Source organism: Pandoraea sp. E26, assembly GCF_000681415.1.
Taxonomy (GTDB): Bacteria; Pseudomonadota; Gammaproteobacteria; order Burkholderiales; family Burkholderiaceae; genus Pandoraea; species Pandoraea pnomenusa.
Genome location: NZ_AYXJ01000009.1, coordinates 233,745 through 248,885, shown reverse-complemented (window position 1 = coordinate 248,885; position 15,141 = coordinate 233,745). Strand labels below are relative to the sequence as shown.

Here is a 15,141-nt window from a genome sequence, read left to right as displayed (position 1 = left end):
TGTCAGGCGGCGTTTGCCGGGGTGGACGTTTGCGCGCCGAATGCGGCGTCGATCGCGGCCACGGCATCCACCAACTGTTGCGCGAGCGCCGGTGACGCATTCGCCATCGGCGCTCGCAGCACGTCTTCCAACAACCCTTCGCGCGCCAGCCACGCCTTGAGCGGGGCGGGATTGGCGTCGGCGAAGAGCAGCCTTACCACCGGCATGAGCGCGTGAAACAGCACGCGTGCCACATCGAGCTGTTGCGCGCGCACGGCGCGGTAGAGCGCGGCGAAGTGAGCCGGGCGGCAATGCGCCGACGCAATGATCGCGCCGTGGCCACCCATGGCGAGTGTCGATAGCAACTGGTGGTCCTCGCCGGCCAGCACCGACAGACGGCCATCGGCGATGAGCGCCTGCGTGGTGTGCGCATTGCCGCCGCAATCCTTGATCCCCTGGATGTTGTCATGGCCGGCAAGCGTGAGCAGCGTGTCGAGCGTGAGCGTTGCGCCGGTGCGGTAGGGAATGTCGTAAAGCACCAGCGGCGCGCGCGACCGGTCGGCCAGGGCGTGGAACCAGTCGAGCAGGCCCGCCTGCGACGGCCGGATGTAGTACGGTGCCGGGCTCAGCACACCGCACAGCGGCAGACCGTTGAGAGCGTCGAGTCGCGCCAGCGTGTGGCCGAGATGGTTGCCGGCGAGCCCGGCGATCACCGGCAGCGAGCCGGCTTCGCACAGCACGGTGTCGAATACGGCGAGTTGCTCGGCATCGTCGAGCGCGGCGGCCTCGCCCGTGGTACCGCAGATGACGAGACCGGCGATGCCGGAGTGGCGATAGTGCGCCACCAGCCGCCGCAGGGCGGCGTGATCGACGGCGGTATCGGCTCCATCACGCCGCAATGGCGTGACAAGTGGCAGCCAGATGCCGCGCAATGTCGACGATGTGGCCGAAGCCGTGGACGCGAGGTGAGGCTGTGCGACGTGCATGAATGTCTCCCAGGACGCAACGCGCGGCTAAGCGAGCCGCGAACGCGTGATGACCCTTACGGAAACCGCGCAGCAGGGCGACGAGGAAGTTCAGATACGCGGGGAGTGCGAGGCAGGCGCGCGCAGGGCGCTGTGCGGGACTGCCGGGTCCACGTGGCTGTTCCGTCGCTCAACTGACGGAACAGCACGCTCCGGTCAGTTGAGCGACTGTTTTTTGCTTTTGACGAACGCACCCGGCTGACCCATCGGGACAGCGTGCAAGGCTTGCGGGAAGCAAAGGCGCGAATTCGTCATGCAGCGACTCTATCCGCTTTGCGCGTGTCACGTCAAGCACGTCGACCTGTGGCGTGTCACCGTTGGCCCATCGCGGCCAGGCGGTTGTAAAGCGTCTTGAGGCTCACGCCGAGCGAGCGGGCGGCGCCCGGTTTGTCGCCGGCGTGATGGGCGAGCGATGCTGCGATGAAGTGCTGTTGTGCGTCGGCCAGCTTGATTTCGCGGGGTAACGCCAAGGTGCCGTCGAGTACCGCGGGGATGGCGGGCGAGACCGGATCGGTCACGACTTGCAGCACGTCGTCCGCGAGAATGAACGCGCGCTCGATCGCGTGGTGCAGTTCTCTCACGTTACCCGGCCAGTGGTGTTGTCCGAGCCGACGTATTGATTGCGGCGAGAGCGTTTTGGCCGTGCGGGCACGCACGTTGAGGGTACGCAAATGCGCTCTGGCCAGCGCGTCCACGTCGGCTTCCCGATGCCGAAGCGCGGGCACGTGCAGCACGAACGCCGCAAGACGGTACAGCAGGTCGTCGCGAAGCCCCTTGTTGCGCAGCGCGTGCAGCACGTCGTGGCGTGTGGCTGCGATGACACGCACGTCGACGGGGATGGGGTCACTGCCGCCGACTCGCACGATGACGCCCGACTCGAGTGCCCGCAACAATTTGACTTGCATGGCAGGCGGCATATCGCCGATCTCGTCGAGAAAGAGCGTGCCCCGATGCGCGGCTTCGAAGACCCCGCGCCGACGCTGCGTCGCACCCGTGAAACTGCCTCGCTCGTGACCGAACCATTGGGACTCCGCAAGATCGGCGGGCATGGCACCACACGGCACGGCAATGAACGGCCCGTCACGGCGATCGCTGGCCGCATGCATGGCGCGCGCGGCCAGTTCCTTGCCGCTGCCGCTCTCGCCGAGAATCAGCACGCTCAACGACGTGCGCGCGACCCGATCGATCTGTGCACGTAGCGCACGTATCGCCTCGGAGTCGCCGAGCAGTGCCGCCGTGGCCGCGTGGGTAGGCTGAGGTGTCATCCCTGTGTGACGTGAAGTGCGCCGCGAATATCCCGCACGTTTTCGAAATCGACATTGAAATTTTGTAGTCGGATCGCGTGCCGCATAGGAAGTTTCGATGGCGATATGCCGAACGGCATCGCGGATCACGCAGTCGAACAGCCATCTGCCGCCCTACGGAGGAGCCATGTCAGTCGATTCCGACGCGTTGCGACAAGCTGCCTGCCGGTCGCCGATTTTGCTGGTCGGGCCCGACAAGGTGACGCGCGACACGTTGTACGCCATCTGTCCATCCACCATGCCGCCACCCACGTGGGCGGGCACGCTCGCCGACGCGGATGCGTGCCTTGCCCGGACGTTGCCGTCACTGGTGATGACCGGTCTGGAGATGCCCGACGGCAGTGGCTTCGATGTGCTCGACGGATGGGCGCACCGCCGCGATCTCGATGTCGTGATGTGCACGGCGCGTCCGCAGTGGGAGAGCGCGGTGCAAGCGCTGCGGCGCGGCGCGCGCGATTACCTCGTATTGCCTGAAGACCGCGATCGCGCGGGCGAATGGATGGTGAGGGCGTCCGAACCCATGCCTGGGCGGGATCGTGTTCGCGCTACCGACGGGAAGACATGGAGCTACACGGATCGCACCGACTCGACCGATCACCCAACAGCTTTGGGGCGCATGCTTGGCAAGTCCGATGCGATGCGCCGGGTCTTCGATGCCCTCGCGCGTGTCGCGCCGACCGACGCCGCGGTCTTGCTCACCGGCGAATCGGGCACCGGCAAGGAACTGGCCGCGCGTGCCGTGCACGATCTCAGCGAGCGGCGCGACCGCCCATTTCTGGCAGTCAACTGCGGGGCGATCGCGCCAAACCTCGTGGAGAGCGAGGTCTTCGGTCACGATCGCGGCAGCTTTACCGGCGCTGAACGTCGGCACCAGGGACTTTTCGAACGCGCCGATGGCGGCACCCTGTTTCTCGACGAAGTCGCCGAAATGCCGCTCGCCTCGCAGGTCAACCTGCTTCGCGTGCTCGAGACGGGCAGGCTCACACGTCTTGGCGGCACACAGGAGATCGCCGTGGACGTGCGCATCGTCGCCGCGACCAACGTCCGCCCGGATGAGGCCATGCAGGCGGGCAAGCTGCGCCCCGACCTCTACCATCGGCTGAACGTGTTTCCGGTTACCCTGCCGCCACTTCGCGAGCGGGGCAGCGACATTGCGTTGCTGGCGCAGGCGATGCTCGACGAGGCCGGCGACCGCGATGGCGTGCGCATGCACTTCACGCCGCGCGCGCTGGCGGCGCTGTCGCAGCATGATTGGCCGGGCAATGTTCGTGAGCTGCGCAACTTCGTCCAGCGTGTGCGCATTCTCACCGCCACCCCTGAAATCGACACGCTGCCGCCGCCGATCCTGGCGGAGATTGCCGCATTTCCCGTGCGCGACCAACTGACGCACATCGCGCTCGACGCGCCGCTGGCCGAGCTCGACCGTCAAGTCATTCTCGGGGCGCTGGCGCAATGTGGGGGTGTAAAGGCGCGCGCGGCGCGTCAACTCGGCATCAGCCTGAAGACGCTGTACGCGCGCCTTGCCCAGTTACGCACGACGACATGAATCACGCACCCTGCACGTCGTGTCGACGCGCGAATCGCGGCGTGACGCGACAAGGGGATAGACCAATGTGCTCATCCGGGAGGAACCATGAAATCGCTGCATCGTTCACGACAGGAGGTCAGCCGTATGCGCGCCGCAGGCGCGTCGTTCGCAGGCGTTGCCCTCATGGCGAGTGCGCTCGCCGTGGCGCAGGAGCTGCCCAAGGGGGTGCCGGCGCAGGACGGCGGCACCGATCAGGCCGGACTGACGGCGGGGCAGGAAGTCACGCATGGCAAATCGGCCGCGACCCGCACGGCGCAACCGACGGCAGGTCTGGACGTCGAGTTCGTCGACAAGGCGCAGAAGGCGGGCAAATCGGAGGTGCAGGCCAGTCAGGTTGCCGTGCGGCGATCCGCGAACCCGGCCGTCAAGCGCTTCGCTCAACAGATGGTCTCGGATCACAGCAAGACCAACGAGGCACTGCGCCGGTTGGGCGCGAAGAAAGGCGTGAGCGTTCCCAACGACGCTGCCGTCGACCCGGACATCGAAGCGCTCAAGCGCAAGACGGGACGCGAGTTCGACGTCGCCTACATGGCGCTGGCCGGACCCGATGCGCACGAGCGGGCCGTCACGCTCTTCCAGTCGGAAGCGGAGAAGGGGCGAGACCCCGACTTGCGCACCTTCGCGCAGCAAACCCTGCCGACACTGCGTCATCACTTGAGCGAGGCGCGCGAAGTGTCCGCCAAGGTCGAGATGGGGAAGTAAGTGCAGGACTCACGAACGTATGGGCCCTCGGGTGGGGCGCCCGACGAGCAGGCACTGCTGCGTGAGGGCCGCAACTGCTGGCGCATCGCGCCGGCGTCCCGCATGCGCATGCTGGTCGATGGCGAGGCCTATTTCAGCGCGCTGCGCGACGCCCTGCGCGCGGCGCGTCACACCGTGTTCATTCTCGGGTGGGACATCGACAGCCGGATGCAACTCACGCCGAACGGGCCGGACGACGGCTTCCCGTCGGGCTTGCGGGACTTCCTCGACGCGCTGGTGCGACGCCGCAAGGGGCTGCACATCTACGGTCTGAGCTGGGACTTCGCCATGCTGTACGCGCTCGAGCGCGAGTGGCTGCCGTCGGTCAAGCTCGACTGGCAGACGCACCGCCGGCTGAGCTTTCGCCTCGACGGCAATCATCCGACGGGGGCCTCCCACCATCAGAAGATCGTTGTCATCGATCAACGGCTCGCCTTCGTCGGTGGGCTCGACCTCACCCGTTGTCGCTGGGATACATCGCGGCATGCGCCGGACGAACCGGGGCGACGCGATCCGTCCGGCCACGCGTATCCGCCGTTCCACGACGTTCACGCCATGGTGGACGGACCGGCCGCGCAGGCGCTCGCGACACTCGCGGAAGATCGCTGGCATCGCGCGACGGGCATCCACGTCGACCTGCGCCTCAGGGACGCGCGCGACGCGCCTTACGCGCCGCTCGATCCATGGCCGGCCAGCGTGGCGCCGGATCTGACCGATGTGGAGGTCGCGATCTCGCGCACGGCGCCGGCCTTTGACGGGCGACCCGCAGTCCAGGAAATCCAGGCACTGTATCTCGATGCGATCGCCAGCGCCCGCCACCGTCTCTACTTCGAGAACCAGTATTTCACCGCGACCCCGATCGGCGATGCACTCAGCGCGCGACTGGCGACGCCCGGGTGCCCCGACATCGCCGTGGTGTCGCGGCGCGCGGAGACGGGGTGGTTGCAGGAGCAGAGCATGGGGGTGCTGCGTGCACGCCTGTACCGGCGGCTGCGCGAGGCCGACCCCACCGGACGTTTCCGCCTGTATTGCCCCGAGGTGCCGGGCATCGCCCCGGCTTGCGTGAACGTGCACAGCAAGGTGATGGTGGTCGACGACGCGCTGCTCGTCATCGGTTCGGCGAATCTCAACAACCGTTCCATGGCGCTCGATACGGAGTGCAATCTGGCGGTGGCCGCGAACGGGGACGCACGCATTGCCGCCGGCATTGCCCGCGCCCGCGATCGATTGCTGGCCGAACACCTCGATGTGCCGGTGTCATCGGTGTCACTCGCGTTGTCGCGCGATAAAGGGCTGCATGCGGCGATCGAGGTCCTGCATCGCCCCGGCATGCGCACGCTCGAGGCCTTCGAGCCCGAACTGAGCGAGGCCGACGATGCAGCGTCGCCCGGCCCGGTCGTGCTGGATCCGACGGAGCCCATCGACTTCGAGAACGTGATGGGCACGGTCATCGCCACGCGGGCGCGTCCACGGCTCATCGGACGCATTACGGCGCTGGTCGTGCTGCTGCTCGTGCTCGCCGGGCTCGCGCTCGCCTGGCGTTACACGCCGCTGCGCGAGTGGGCCGACGTGCGTCGCGTGCTTGGTATCGTCGAGCACATTCATCGTATGCCGTTTGCGCCGCTCGTCATGATGGCGGTCTATCTCGGGGGCGCGCTCATCATGGTGCCGGTGACGGTGCTGATCGTTGTGACGGTCATTGTCTTCGGACCCGTCATGGGGGCGGTTTACGCCTTGATGGGGACGGCCGTGGGGACGGTCGCCGGCTACGGGGTCGGACGCGTGGCGGGGCGAGACGCCGTGCGGCGTCTGGGCGGACGTCGCCTGAATGCCCTTAGCCGGCAGATCGGCAATCACGGATTGCTGGCCATGGTCGTGCTGCGCCTGATGCCGCTGGCGCCGTTCACGCTGGTCAATCTTGTCGTCGGAGCATCACGTATTCGCTTGCGGGATTGTTTGCTGGGCACGCTGATCGGCATGTCGCCGGGGATACTCGTGGCCGCCGCGCTGGTCGATCGCGTCGCGGCCCTCGCGCAGCGACCCAGCGGGTTTACCGCGGCGCTCCTGGCCGCGGTGCTGGTGTTGCCCGGCATCGGCGTCGTCGTGCTTCGGCGACGCATGGGAGGTGCTGGCGACGATGACGGCGCAGCCACCCGCGCCGGTGCGCGCCATGCGACGGATACGATGCGCGCGCCGGTTCGATGCGATGCCCGTCCGGAGGCGGTGAGTCGTGAGCTCACGCTTGCCAGCTACAACGTGCATGGCGGCGTCGGCACGGACGGTCGCCACGCGCCGGAACGCGTGGCTGGCGTGCTCGGCGAGATCGACGCCGATATCGTGGCCTTGCAGGAAGTGGAAGCGAGCGCCACGGGCGTAGGCATGCTGGCCCAATTGGCCGAAGGCCGTGGCATGCATGTGATTCCCGGACCGACGCTCACGCGTGCGGGAATGGATTTCGGCAACGCCATCGTGACGCGCCTGGCGCCCGTGGCGGTGCGGCACATCGACCTGAGCGTGCCGGGGCGCGAGCCGCGTGGTGCGATCGACGCGACACTGGCGTGGCATGACGCGCAGGGTCGCGAGATGCAATTGCGGGTCATCGCCACGCATCTGGGACTGCACCCGGGCGAGCGTCGCGAGCAGGTGCGTCGTCTGCTCGAGTGCCTGGCGAATCAGCCGCGCACCGCGACCGTATTGCTGGGCGACGTGAACGAGTGGTTTCTCTGGGGACGACCGCTGCGCTGGCTACACCGGTATTTCGAGCGCGCGCCACACGTGGCCACATTCCCGTCGCGTTGGCCGTTGCTTGCGCTGGACCGGATATGGACGTCGCCGCGCGCCCATCTGCGCACGGTACGACGCCACGCGTCGCCGCTCGCCCGGCGCGCTTCCGATCATTTGCCGATGGTCGCCACGCTGCGCACGACGGCGCCGCGTGGGAGCGTGGTTCACGCGCCCGCCGCTGCGCGTCCCGCCTCGCGAGCCGATGCCTGTGCATGGTCGGATCCTGCGACCGCCATGTCCGACGACGCCTTCGTGCGTGTCTGCCGAGACTGCGCCCGCCGGTGACGTCTCGTACGGCAGGACACCGCGTCAGACGGCCACGGCACGCTCCAGCGCGGCAATGTCGATCTTGCGCATCGTCATCATGGCCTCCATGGCCCGTCGTGCCAGGGATGTGTCCGAATGCGTCACGAGATCGAGCAGTCGCTGTGGTGTGATCTGCCAGGAGAAGCCCCACCGATCCTTGCACCAGCCGCACGCCGATTCGGTACCGCCGTTGCCGACGATGGCATTCCAGTAGCGGTCGGTATCTTCCTGGGTTTGCGTGAGCACCATGAAGCTCACGGCTTCGTTCGGCGTGAACTCCGGACCGCCATTCAGGCCGACGAAGTGCTGGCCGAGCACCGTGAATTCCACCGTCAGCTCCTCGCCCGTGCCGACACCAGGGATCGGCGAGCGGTGACCGGCGTCGACATGGCTGTCGGGAAAAGTGGCGGCGTAGAATTCGGCCGCTTCGCGCGCGTCGCCGTTGAACCAAACACACGTGACGAGCTTCGTCATGTCAGTCTCCTCTGATGCGCCGCTCGCACGAGCGGCAGGCCCGCAATATCGATCTTCCCGCCTCCATCCTAGTCGACCCGCGCAGGATCGGGTAGGACGCCATGCCATCGGTGTCGAAAACGGGATTGCCGCTGTTCGCGACGCGCGTGGCGCGGCGACGCTATGGAGCCGTGCCAACGCCTGATCGTGCGTCGTCGTCCTGAGCGTCAGGTATTGGAATTTCCCCGGACGGTCGCATTGTGGCGGTGATACGTCTGAGTGGAAGCCAGAAAATGTTTTAATTCGCAATCCAATGGATTTATCGAAAACATGTGAATCAATGTTGAATCAAAAGCGCATATCTCTTCGCGCGGGCACAGGTCTCGGGGCCCGTGGTACGGTCGCCACGGGGCGAATCTTTGTGATTGCCAATTTGAATCGCTCAAGTGACAATCGGCGTCATCACCCGAAGTCGATTTCGGGATTCGGGCGAATCCGAGCATAAAACAACCGATTTCTTAAGCAACACGGGCCGGGGCGGATAGGCAACATATTGCTGTAATGTGCACATATTGGAATCGCCGGGAGATCGGCGAGCGCTTCGTGTCCGTTCGAAATGAATGGAATTCGTAACAAAAGACGTTCTGGCGAGCTGCATGGAGCTGCTGCTGGACGCCGTATTTCTCGTCGATCGCACCGGCACACTTGTTTATGTGAGTCCGGCGAGTGCTGCCATCTTCGGGTACGCGCCTGAGGAGCTGATCGGGCGTTCGATGCTCGAATTCGTTGCGAAGGAAGACCGGGAGCGAACGATCGAGGAATCGAAACGCGTCATGTCGGGCGTTCCCCGAATCGGATTCGAGAATCGGTACGTGCACAAGGACGGCCACTATGTGCACATCATGTGGTCCGCCCGTTGGTCCGAAGCCCACGGGCTGCGCATTGGCGTGGCGCGCGACATTTCCGCCAGGAAGCATGCCGAGGCAATGCAGCGGGCAACCTACTCGATCTCCGAGGCCGCTCACGACGCGGCCGACATCCGCTCCCTGTGCCGGGCCGTCCATGACACCCTGTCCACGCTGTTTCCCGTCGATGCGATGGTCGTGGGGACTTGCGACGCGGCTATCGCATCGTGGGAAAAGGCGTACCAATACCGCGAAAGCGCCAACGTTGCGTTGCTCGACTGGTCTCAGGCCCGCGCGCTATCGATGCAGGCGACGCACGGCCAGCAGCCGCTGTGGCGACTGATCGAGGCCGACCCCGGGGCGGCGGCAGAGGCGATCTCGTCCGTGCGTGCCATTGAGTTCTTGCCTGATGGGAATGAGCAGGGTAAGCGTCCGGCTCTCGTCGTGCTGCCCATGGTCACGGCGCGGCGTGCGGTAGGCACGCTCATGATCTACGGTCCGGCGGGAGCCTTGCAGGTCGACGCCGCGCAGCGTCTGCTGGCCTTTGTTTGCGATCAGACGGCGCTGGCAATCGAGCGAAAGCAGCTCATCGACGATCTCTATCACGCGGCGAGGTTCGATGAGCTGACCGGACTGCCGAACCGTCGCACGTTCGGGGAATTCGTCGGCGAGGCGGTGAGACGCGCGCAACGCACCAACGGCAAGCTCGCGCTGCTGTTCGCGGATATCGACGGCTTCAAGGACGTCAATGACAGCCACGGCCATGCCGTGGGCGACCGGCTGCTGTGCGAAATCGGCGGACGCATGAAGGCAGTCGTGGGCGAGGGCGGATTCGTGGCGCGCTACTCGGGCGACGAGTTCGTCGCCATTCTCCAGGACACCGAGATCGTCGAGCGCATCGACTTCGCGGTAACGCGCTTGCGTGCCGAGATCGAGCAGGCCATCGATGTTGACAATGCCGCCGGAAGCGTGAGGGTGGGCGTGAAAGTGAGCGTGGGAGTGGCGGTGTTCCCGGACGACGGCGAATCGATGAGCGAACTCATTCGAATTGCCGATCAGCGCATGTACGCGAACAAGTCCGAGCGTAAGTCGGGCGGCCCGAGCTTTCTCGAACGGTTGGTGTAAAGCGTCATTGCGCGGCGTGGCTGACCGAGCGATTTCGCCGTGATCGTCAGCCGAGGGTCTGCGTCGGCCAGACCATTTCGATTTCGACGGCAATCGAGCGCGCCAGACCGTCGAGGTCGGGGAAAAGCGACGCATTCGTGACGTTCATCCGGTACAGCCATTTCATCGCGTCGGCGCGCAGCGTCGATGGCAACACGATCTTGCGCAGCAGCGGCTCGTCGCTTTCGTAGCCGTCGAGAATTCGATGCAGCGGGCGGTCGATCACGCCCGGCAACACGAAAGTTCCCGACTGGGCGATCAGGCGCCCGTCCATTTCCTCCGGCTCTCCAAACCAGACCACCTCGTTGTCGTTGCCGAGGAAGTATTTCTCCATATTGCCCTTCACACGCGGATCGATCGTGTCCCGGGTGAGCCATGGCGCGTGACGCGGCCGCGCGCGGTCCGCATACAGCGCGGGGGTATTGAGTGCAAAGATGGCTGCGTCGGTTGTTGCGCGCTCCAGTGCGAAGAACGCGGCGACGAACGGGGATTTGGTGAAGTCGAGCAGGCGGGTCGGTGCGCCGTGGTGCTGCATCAGGCCAAGGCAGCGCAGGTCGTCGTGCAGCAACTCGGGCCAGGGGACGTGGTTGTGCGCCTTGCGGCGAAAGATGCGAATGGCGCGCGCTTCGCGGCTGCGCCACTGCTCCTTGTCCGATACATAGGCGTGGAGGTAGCGGGACAGCGAGCTTTGCAGGTGCCAACGCTGGTCCTGCTGCCCGCGAAACGCCCATCCTTCGAAGCGCGAAGAGAGTTCCGTGAAATCCTTCCAGCTCTCGACGACGGTGGTGTCCATAGTGGGCGAAATCCTTGAGTCGGCCTGCAGCGATGCGCTGGGCGAAGCGTTCATGCCGGTTTTGTGAGCTCGCCAACGCAGCGCCAGCGATGCGTCGGCCACTATAGTACGGCGACCGTGGCAGCTCAAGCATGTTGGCGTCGGCATCTTCGGGCGAATGACCGATGACGCCGACTTACGCTGCTCGGACCGGTGCGAGGTGGCGCGTGAGGGCTTCGAGGGCGGCGTCGGGCGTGATGTCGGAAGTGTCCAGCGTGATGTCGGCCAGCCGGTAAAGCGATTCGCGCGCGTCGAGCATGCGGTGGATGTGATCGAGGGCTTCGTTGCGCAAGGCCTCGGTGGCGATGCGTGCATCGTTCTGCCGCATGACACGCTGGAAGTGAACGTCGGGCCTGGCGCACAGCCATACCGTGCGGAAGGCGCGGAGCACGCGCTCGTACGTCGGCGCTTCCGACACGATGCCGCCGCCCGTGGCAAGCACCACGTGGTCATGCTCGGCAATGATCCGCTCGATGCACTGGCGTTCGATGCGCCGCATCGCCGCCTGACCGTAGAGCGTGATCACTTCGCCGATGGCAATGCCGGCATCGCGCTCGACTTCCTTATCCAGTTCGATGAAGGGCGCGCCAATCGCCTCCGCAAGCATCGGGCCCAACGTCGACTTGCCCGCGCCGCGAAGTCCGATAAGGGCGATGCGTTGCCCCGCACGGCGCCCGTCCGCGGGCTGCGGCACGACGATCTCGCGCCGCAACCGCGAGAGCACTTCCGGCGGTTGCTGGCGCAAATATTCGACCAGGATGAGCAGATCGCCGTCGTAGGCGGTGCGCTCGGCCACCAGCGTCTCCACGCCGACATTCAATGCTTCGGCCAGCTTGTGCAGTACGGCAAGCGACACGTTGCCGGTACCGGCTTCCACGCGCGCGAGGTACGGCAGCGACACGCCGGACTGGGCGGCAAGTTGCTTGCGCGTCATGCCGCGCTGTGCGCGCAGCGTGCGAATTCGCATAGCAAGCGACGCCAGGCGCGACGTCACGCCCGCACCGACGTCGTCGAACTTGGCGGGCAGGTGCGCATCGGCAGGCAGTTTCGGCATGGGGCAGCAGGGATTCGAAGATGTCGCACGTAAATATACTATGGGATAGCTCTCTCGCGACAATCGTGCGGGGTTCGACGAAGACGGGTTGCGATTATTGTGCAATAAATTTCTTTGAGCGGTGGATTGTCCCTGTTAACCCTGAACTGCATTGCACAAATGGCGAAACGTAGAAAATATCTTATAAGATACTTTCTACGTTTCGGAGCCAATGCAGACATGACCTATTCCCACTTGCGAGTTCACGTTGAAGACGCGATCGCTTTCGTGACGCTCGAGCGTGCCGAGAAGCGCAACGCTCTGTGCGACGCCGCCATCGATTCCCTCGAGGCGGCGTTCCGCGATTTCGACGACAGTGTGCGCGCCGTGGTGTTGAGCGGCGCGGGCGAGCACTTCTGCGCGGGGCTCGACCTCTCGGAGAACAGCACGCGCGACCCGATCGACGTACTGCGTGTCTCGCAGCGCTGGCACAAGGTATTCCACGAGATCCAGTTCGGGGGACGCCCGGTGATCGCCGTGTTGCATGGGGCCGTCATCGGTGGGGGCCTGGAGCTGGCGCTCTGTGCGCATGTGCGCGTTATCGAGCGAAGCGCGTTCTTCCAGTTGCCCGAAGGCAAGCGCGGCATCTTCGTCGGTGGCGGCGCGTCGGTGCGCGTGGCGCGGATTCTCGGGCCGGATCGCATGACGGAGATGATGCTCACCGGCCGTCGCTACGATGCGGCCGACGGCGAACGACTCGGCTTGGGGCATTACCTGACCGAAGCAGGCGAGGGGCTCGCCCTCGCCACGCAACTCGCACGCGACACGGCGCAGAACAGCCCGTTGTCGAACTGGGCGACGATTCACGCGCTTTCGCGCATCCATGACATGTCGATGGGCGACGGCCTGTTCACCGAGTCGGTGACCAGTGCGCTGATGCTCGCCACACCCGAAGCGCGAGAGCGCATGGAACGATTTCTCGGCCGCGCGTCGCGCTAATCGTGCGGCCCACCACGGAGACGAACGTGAAATACGACAACATCGAGCAGGTTGCGGTGATCGGCACCGGCGTGATTGGTGCGAGTTGGGCGGCCTATTTTCTGGCGCGCGGGCTGCGCGTATGCGCATGGGATCCCGCGCCCGGCGCACGCGAGCGCTTGCGCGAAGCGGTGGATGCCCATTGGCCTACGCTCATCCGCATCGGTCTGTCGCCCGACGCGAACCGCGACGCGCTGACGTTCCACGACACGCTCGAGGGCGCGCTGTCGGGTGCTGGATTCGTGCAGGAAAGCGGCCCTGAGCGCGAGGATCTGAAACAGGCGCTGTTTCGCAAGATGGACGCGGCGTTGCCTCCGGACGTGGTGATCGCATCGAGTTCGTCGGGGTTGCTGATGAGCCGGGTGCAATCCGTGTGCGCGCACCCGGGCCGCGTGGTGCTCGGGCATCCGTTCAACCCACCGCATCTGATTCCGCTCGTCGAGGTGATCGGCGGCGAGCAATCGTCAGCGGCGGCGATCGACACCGCGATGCAGTTCTATCGCGCAATCGGCAAGCGACCCATTCACGTGAAGAAAGAGGTCAAGGGGCATATCGCTAACCGGTTGCAGGCGGCGCTATGGCGCGAAGCGATGCATCTGGTCGATACCGGCGTGGCGTCGGTCGGGGACATCGACGACGCCATTGCCTACGGCCCGGGCTTGCGCTGGGCAGCGCTCGGCCCGTTCCTGAATCTGCACCTCTCCGGCGGCGCCGGTGGGATCGCGCATCTGCTCGACCATCTGGGCCCGCCCATCGAGTCATGGTGGGCCGATCTGGGTGAGCCGAAGCTGACCGACGCGCTCAAGGCGCGTATCACCGCGGGGGTGGAGGCCGAACTGGCGGGGCGCGGCAACGCCCGGCTCGAAGCCCAGCGCGACGAGATCATTCTCGGCATTCTCGCGAGCAAGCCGTAACGCCCGTCACCGCGGTGGGGAGGCGGCCGGCGCCACGGGGCAAGACAACCGGTGCGCTGCGACGCAACGCCGATGTCGTCGGCCTGTCGGCCGATGAAACGATTGAACGAACGATTCAAGGAGACACGCATGAGCAAGCCGAAAGTCATCGTCACCATTGCCCCCACGGGGGGGATGGCCCACAAGTCGCAGAATCCGCATTTGCCCACGCAGCCCGACGAGATCGCACGCGACGTCTACGATTGTTACAACGCGGGCGCGAGCGTCGTGGCGATCCACGCGCGACGTCCGGGTGACGATGGTGCCACGTGCGATCCGGCGATCTACCGCGACATCAACCGCCGCATCCGCGACAAGTGCGACATCGTCATCAACAACTCGACCGGAGGCGGCGTGCATGGCGACATGATCGGTCAGGCCGCCAACGGCTATTGGGAAATTCTGTGGGAGGAGCGCATCAAGGGCATGGAGGCTGGCGCCGAGATGTGCACGCTCGATGCCACGACCATCATCGCGAGCTTCGGCGGCAAGGAGCTGCTCATGCACACCTCGCCCGAGCGCTGCAAGCAATTGGCCGTGGAAATGAAAAAGCGCGGCATCAAGCCCGAGTGGGAAGTGTTCAGCCCAACGCACATCGTGCAGGACCTGGCCACGCTTACCGCGGCAGGCTTCGACGAGGAGCCCTTTTTCGTGAACCTCGTGCTGGGCGTGCATCGCGGCTTTCAGAACGCCATGCCTTACACCCCGCGCGTATTGCAGCAAATGGTCGACATGCTGCCCAAGGGGAGCATCTTCTGCGTATCGGGCATCGGCCCAGCGCAGTTGCCCTCGGCGATGAACTCCCTGCTGCTCGGCGGTCACGTGCGCACGGGCCTGGAAGACAACCTCTATTACGAACAAGGCGTGCTGGCGACCAACCAGCAGTTGACCGAGCGCATCGTGCGCATGGTGCGCGATATGGGCTACGAGCCCGCAACGCCGGCCGAAGCCCGTGAAATCATGGGCTTGCCGCGTAACCGGGAGGTGCTGCCGGAGTTCGCCATGCGATGAGTTTCAGCGGTGCGTAGTTGGCTGT

12 protein-coding genes are annotated in these 15,141 nt (G+C 65.5%); 7 read left to right on the top strand and 5 right to left on the bottom strand.

Going from position 1 to position 15,141, the window contains the following annotated elements:
• Positions 1-2: 2 nt before the first annotated feature.
• Both dapA and W930_RS0106630 read right to left on the bottom strand, forming a co-directional pair.
• The gene (gene dapA, locus W930_RS0106635) at positions 3-965 is read right to left on the bottom strand and encodes a 4-hydroxy-tetrahydrodipicolinate synthase (RefSeq protein WP_023874444.1); all 963 of its coding nucleotides are present in this window, start codon (positions 963-965) and stop codon (positions 3-5) included.
• A 350-nt stretch (positions 966-1,315) separates the two neighbouring features.
• On the bottom strand, positions 1,316-2,269 hold the full coding sequence (locus W930_RS0106630) for a sigma 54-interacting transcriptional regulator (protein ID WP_051399266.1): 954 nt from the start codon (positions 2,267-2,269) through the stop codon (positions 1,316-1,318).
• Between the two features lie 166 nt (positions 2,270-2,435).
• Here W930_RS0106630 and W930_RS0106625 point away from each other — a divergent pair, with 166 nt between their 5' ends.
• The 3 genes from W930_RS0106625 (at position 2,436) to W930_RS30740 (ending at position 7,706) form a co-directional block, all read left to right on the top strand.
• A complete protein-coding gene (locus tag W930_RS0106625) occupies positions 2,436-3,854 on the top strand; it encodes a sigma-54 dependent transcriptional regulator (protein ID WP_051399364.1) in 1,419 nt (472 codons plus the stop codon).
• Positions 3,855-3,941: 87 nt separating this feature from the next.
• Positions 3,942-4,598: a DUF4142 domain-containing protein gene (locus tag W930_RS0106620; protein ID WP_024788490.1), complete on the top strand. Its 657-nt coding sequence runs from the start codon at positions 3,942-3,944 to the stop codon at positions 4,596-4,598.
• Positions 4,599-7,706, top strand: a complete 3,108-nt coding sequence (locus W930_RS30740) for a VTT domain-containing protein (RefSeq protein WP_023595852.1) — start codon at positions 4,599-4,601, stop codon at positions 7,704-7,706.
• Between the two features lie 24 nt (positions 7,707-7,730).
• On the opposite strand, the gene W930_RS0106610 is transcribed toward W930_RS30740, so the two are convergent.
• Entirely contained in the window at positions 7,731-8,201 is a 471-nt protein-coding gene (locus W930_RS0106610) for a VOC family protein (RefSeq protein WP_023874438.1), read from the bottom strand.
• Positions 8,202-8,836: 635 nt separating this feature from the next.
• On the opposite strand from W930_RS0106610, the gene W930_RS0106605 reads away from it, so the two are divergent.
• Complete coding sequence (locus tag W930_RS0106605) at positions 8,837-10,210, top strand: diguanylate cyclase domain-containing protein (protein ID WP_048806355.1); 1,374 nt, start codon at positions 8,837-8,839, stop codon at positions 10,208-10,210.
• 46 nt (positions 10,211-10,256) lie between these two features.
• Here W930_RS0106605 and W930_RS0106600 read toward each other — a convergent pair whose 3' ends face one another.
• Together W930_RS0106600 and W930_RS26405 are read right to left on the bottom strand one after the other, a co-directional pair.
• Positions 10,257-11,042, bottom strand: coding sequence for an FRG domain-containing protein (locus W930_RS0106600; RefSeq protein WP_023595855.1), 786 nt, complete (start codon positions 11,040-11,042; stop codon positions 10,257-10,259).
• A 175-nt stretch (positions 11,043-11,217) separates the two neighbouring features.
• Positions 11,218-12,135 carry a helix-turn-helix transcriptional regulator gene (locus W930_RS26405; protein WP_023874435.1) on the bottom strand — a complete coding sequence of 306 codons (918 nt, stop codon included), beginning with the start codon at positions 12,133-12,135 and terminating at the stop codon, positions 11,218-11,220.
• A 219-nt stretch (positions 12,136-12,354) separates the two neighbouring features.
• Here W930_RS26405 and W930_RS0106590 point away from each other — a divergent pair, with 219 nt between their 5' ends.
• From W930_RS0106590 to W930_RS0106580, 3 genes are all read left to right on the top strand, one after another.
• Positions 12,355-13,113 carry a crotonase/enoyl-CoA hydratase family protein gene (locus W930_RS0106590; protein ID WP_023874433.1) on the top strand — a complete coding sequence of 253 codons (759 nt, stop codon included), beginning with the start codon at positions 12,355-12,357 and terminating at the stop codon, positions 13,111-13,113.
• Between the two features lie 26 nt (positions 13,114-13,139).
• Positions 13,140-14,066: a 3-hydroxyacyl-CoA dehydrogenase NAD-binding domain-containing protein gene (locus tag W930_RS0106585; RefSeq protein ID WP_024788492.1), complete on the top strand. Its 927-nt coding sequence runs from the start codon at positions 13,140-13,142 to the stop codon at positions 14,064-14,066.
• Positions 14,067-14,195: 129 nt separating this feature from the next.
• Positions 14,196-15,116 carry a 3-keto-5-aminohexanoate cleavage protein gene (locus tag W930_RS0106580; RefSeq protein ID WP_023874429.1) on the top strand — a complete coding sequence of 307 codons (921 nt, stop codon included), beginning with the start codon at positions 14,196-14,198 and terminating at the stop codon, positions 15,114-15,116.
• Positions 15,117-15,141 lie beyond the last annotated feature (25 nt).

Bases quoted from the DNA above. Each gene is read 5' to 3' on its own strand.
- W930_RS0106580 (WP_023874429.1), top strand. From the start codon at position 14,196: ATGAGCAAGCCGAAAGTCATCGTCACCATTGCCCCCACGGGGGGGATG.
- W930_RS0106610 (WP_023874438.1), bottom strand. From the start codon at position 8,201: ATGACGAAGCTCGTCACGTGTGTTTGGTTCAACGGCGACGCGCGCGAA.
- W930_RS0106620 (WP_024788490.1), top strand. From the start codon at position 3,942: ATGAAATCGCTGCATCGTTCACGACAGGAGGTCAGCCGTATGCGCGCC.
- W930_RS0106590 (WP_023874433.1), top strand. From the start codon at position 12,355: ATGACCTATTCCCACTTGCGAGTTCACGTTGAAGACGCGATCGCTTTC.
- dapA (WP_023874444.1), bottom strand. From the start codon at position 965: ATGCACGTCGCACAGCCTCACCTCGCGTCCACGGCTTCGGCCACATCG.
- W930_RS0106600 (WP_023595855.1), bottom strand. From the start codon at position 11,042: ATGGACACCACCGTCGTCGAGAGCTGGAAGGATTTCACGGAACTCTCT.
- W930_RS0106630 (WP_051399266.1), bottom strand. From the start codon at position 2,269: ATGACACCTCAGCCTACCCACGCGGCCACGGCGGCACTGCTCGGCGAC.
- W930_RS26405 (WP_023874435.1), bottom strand. From the start codon at position 12,135: ATGCCGAAACTGCCTGCCGATGCGCACCTGCCCGCCAAGTTCGACGAC.
- W930_RS0106605 (WP_048806355.1), top strand. From the start codon at position 8,837: ATGGAGCTGCTGCTGGACGCCGTATTTCTCGTCGATCGCACCGGCACA.
- W930_RS0106625 (WP_051399364.1), top strand. From the start codon at position 2,436: ATGTCAGTCGATTCCGACGCGTTGCGACAAGCTGCCTGCCGGTCGCCG.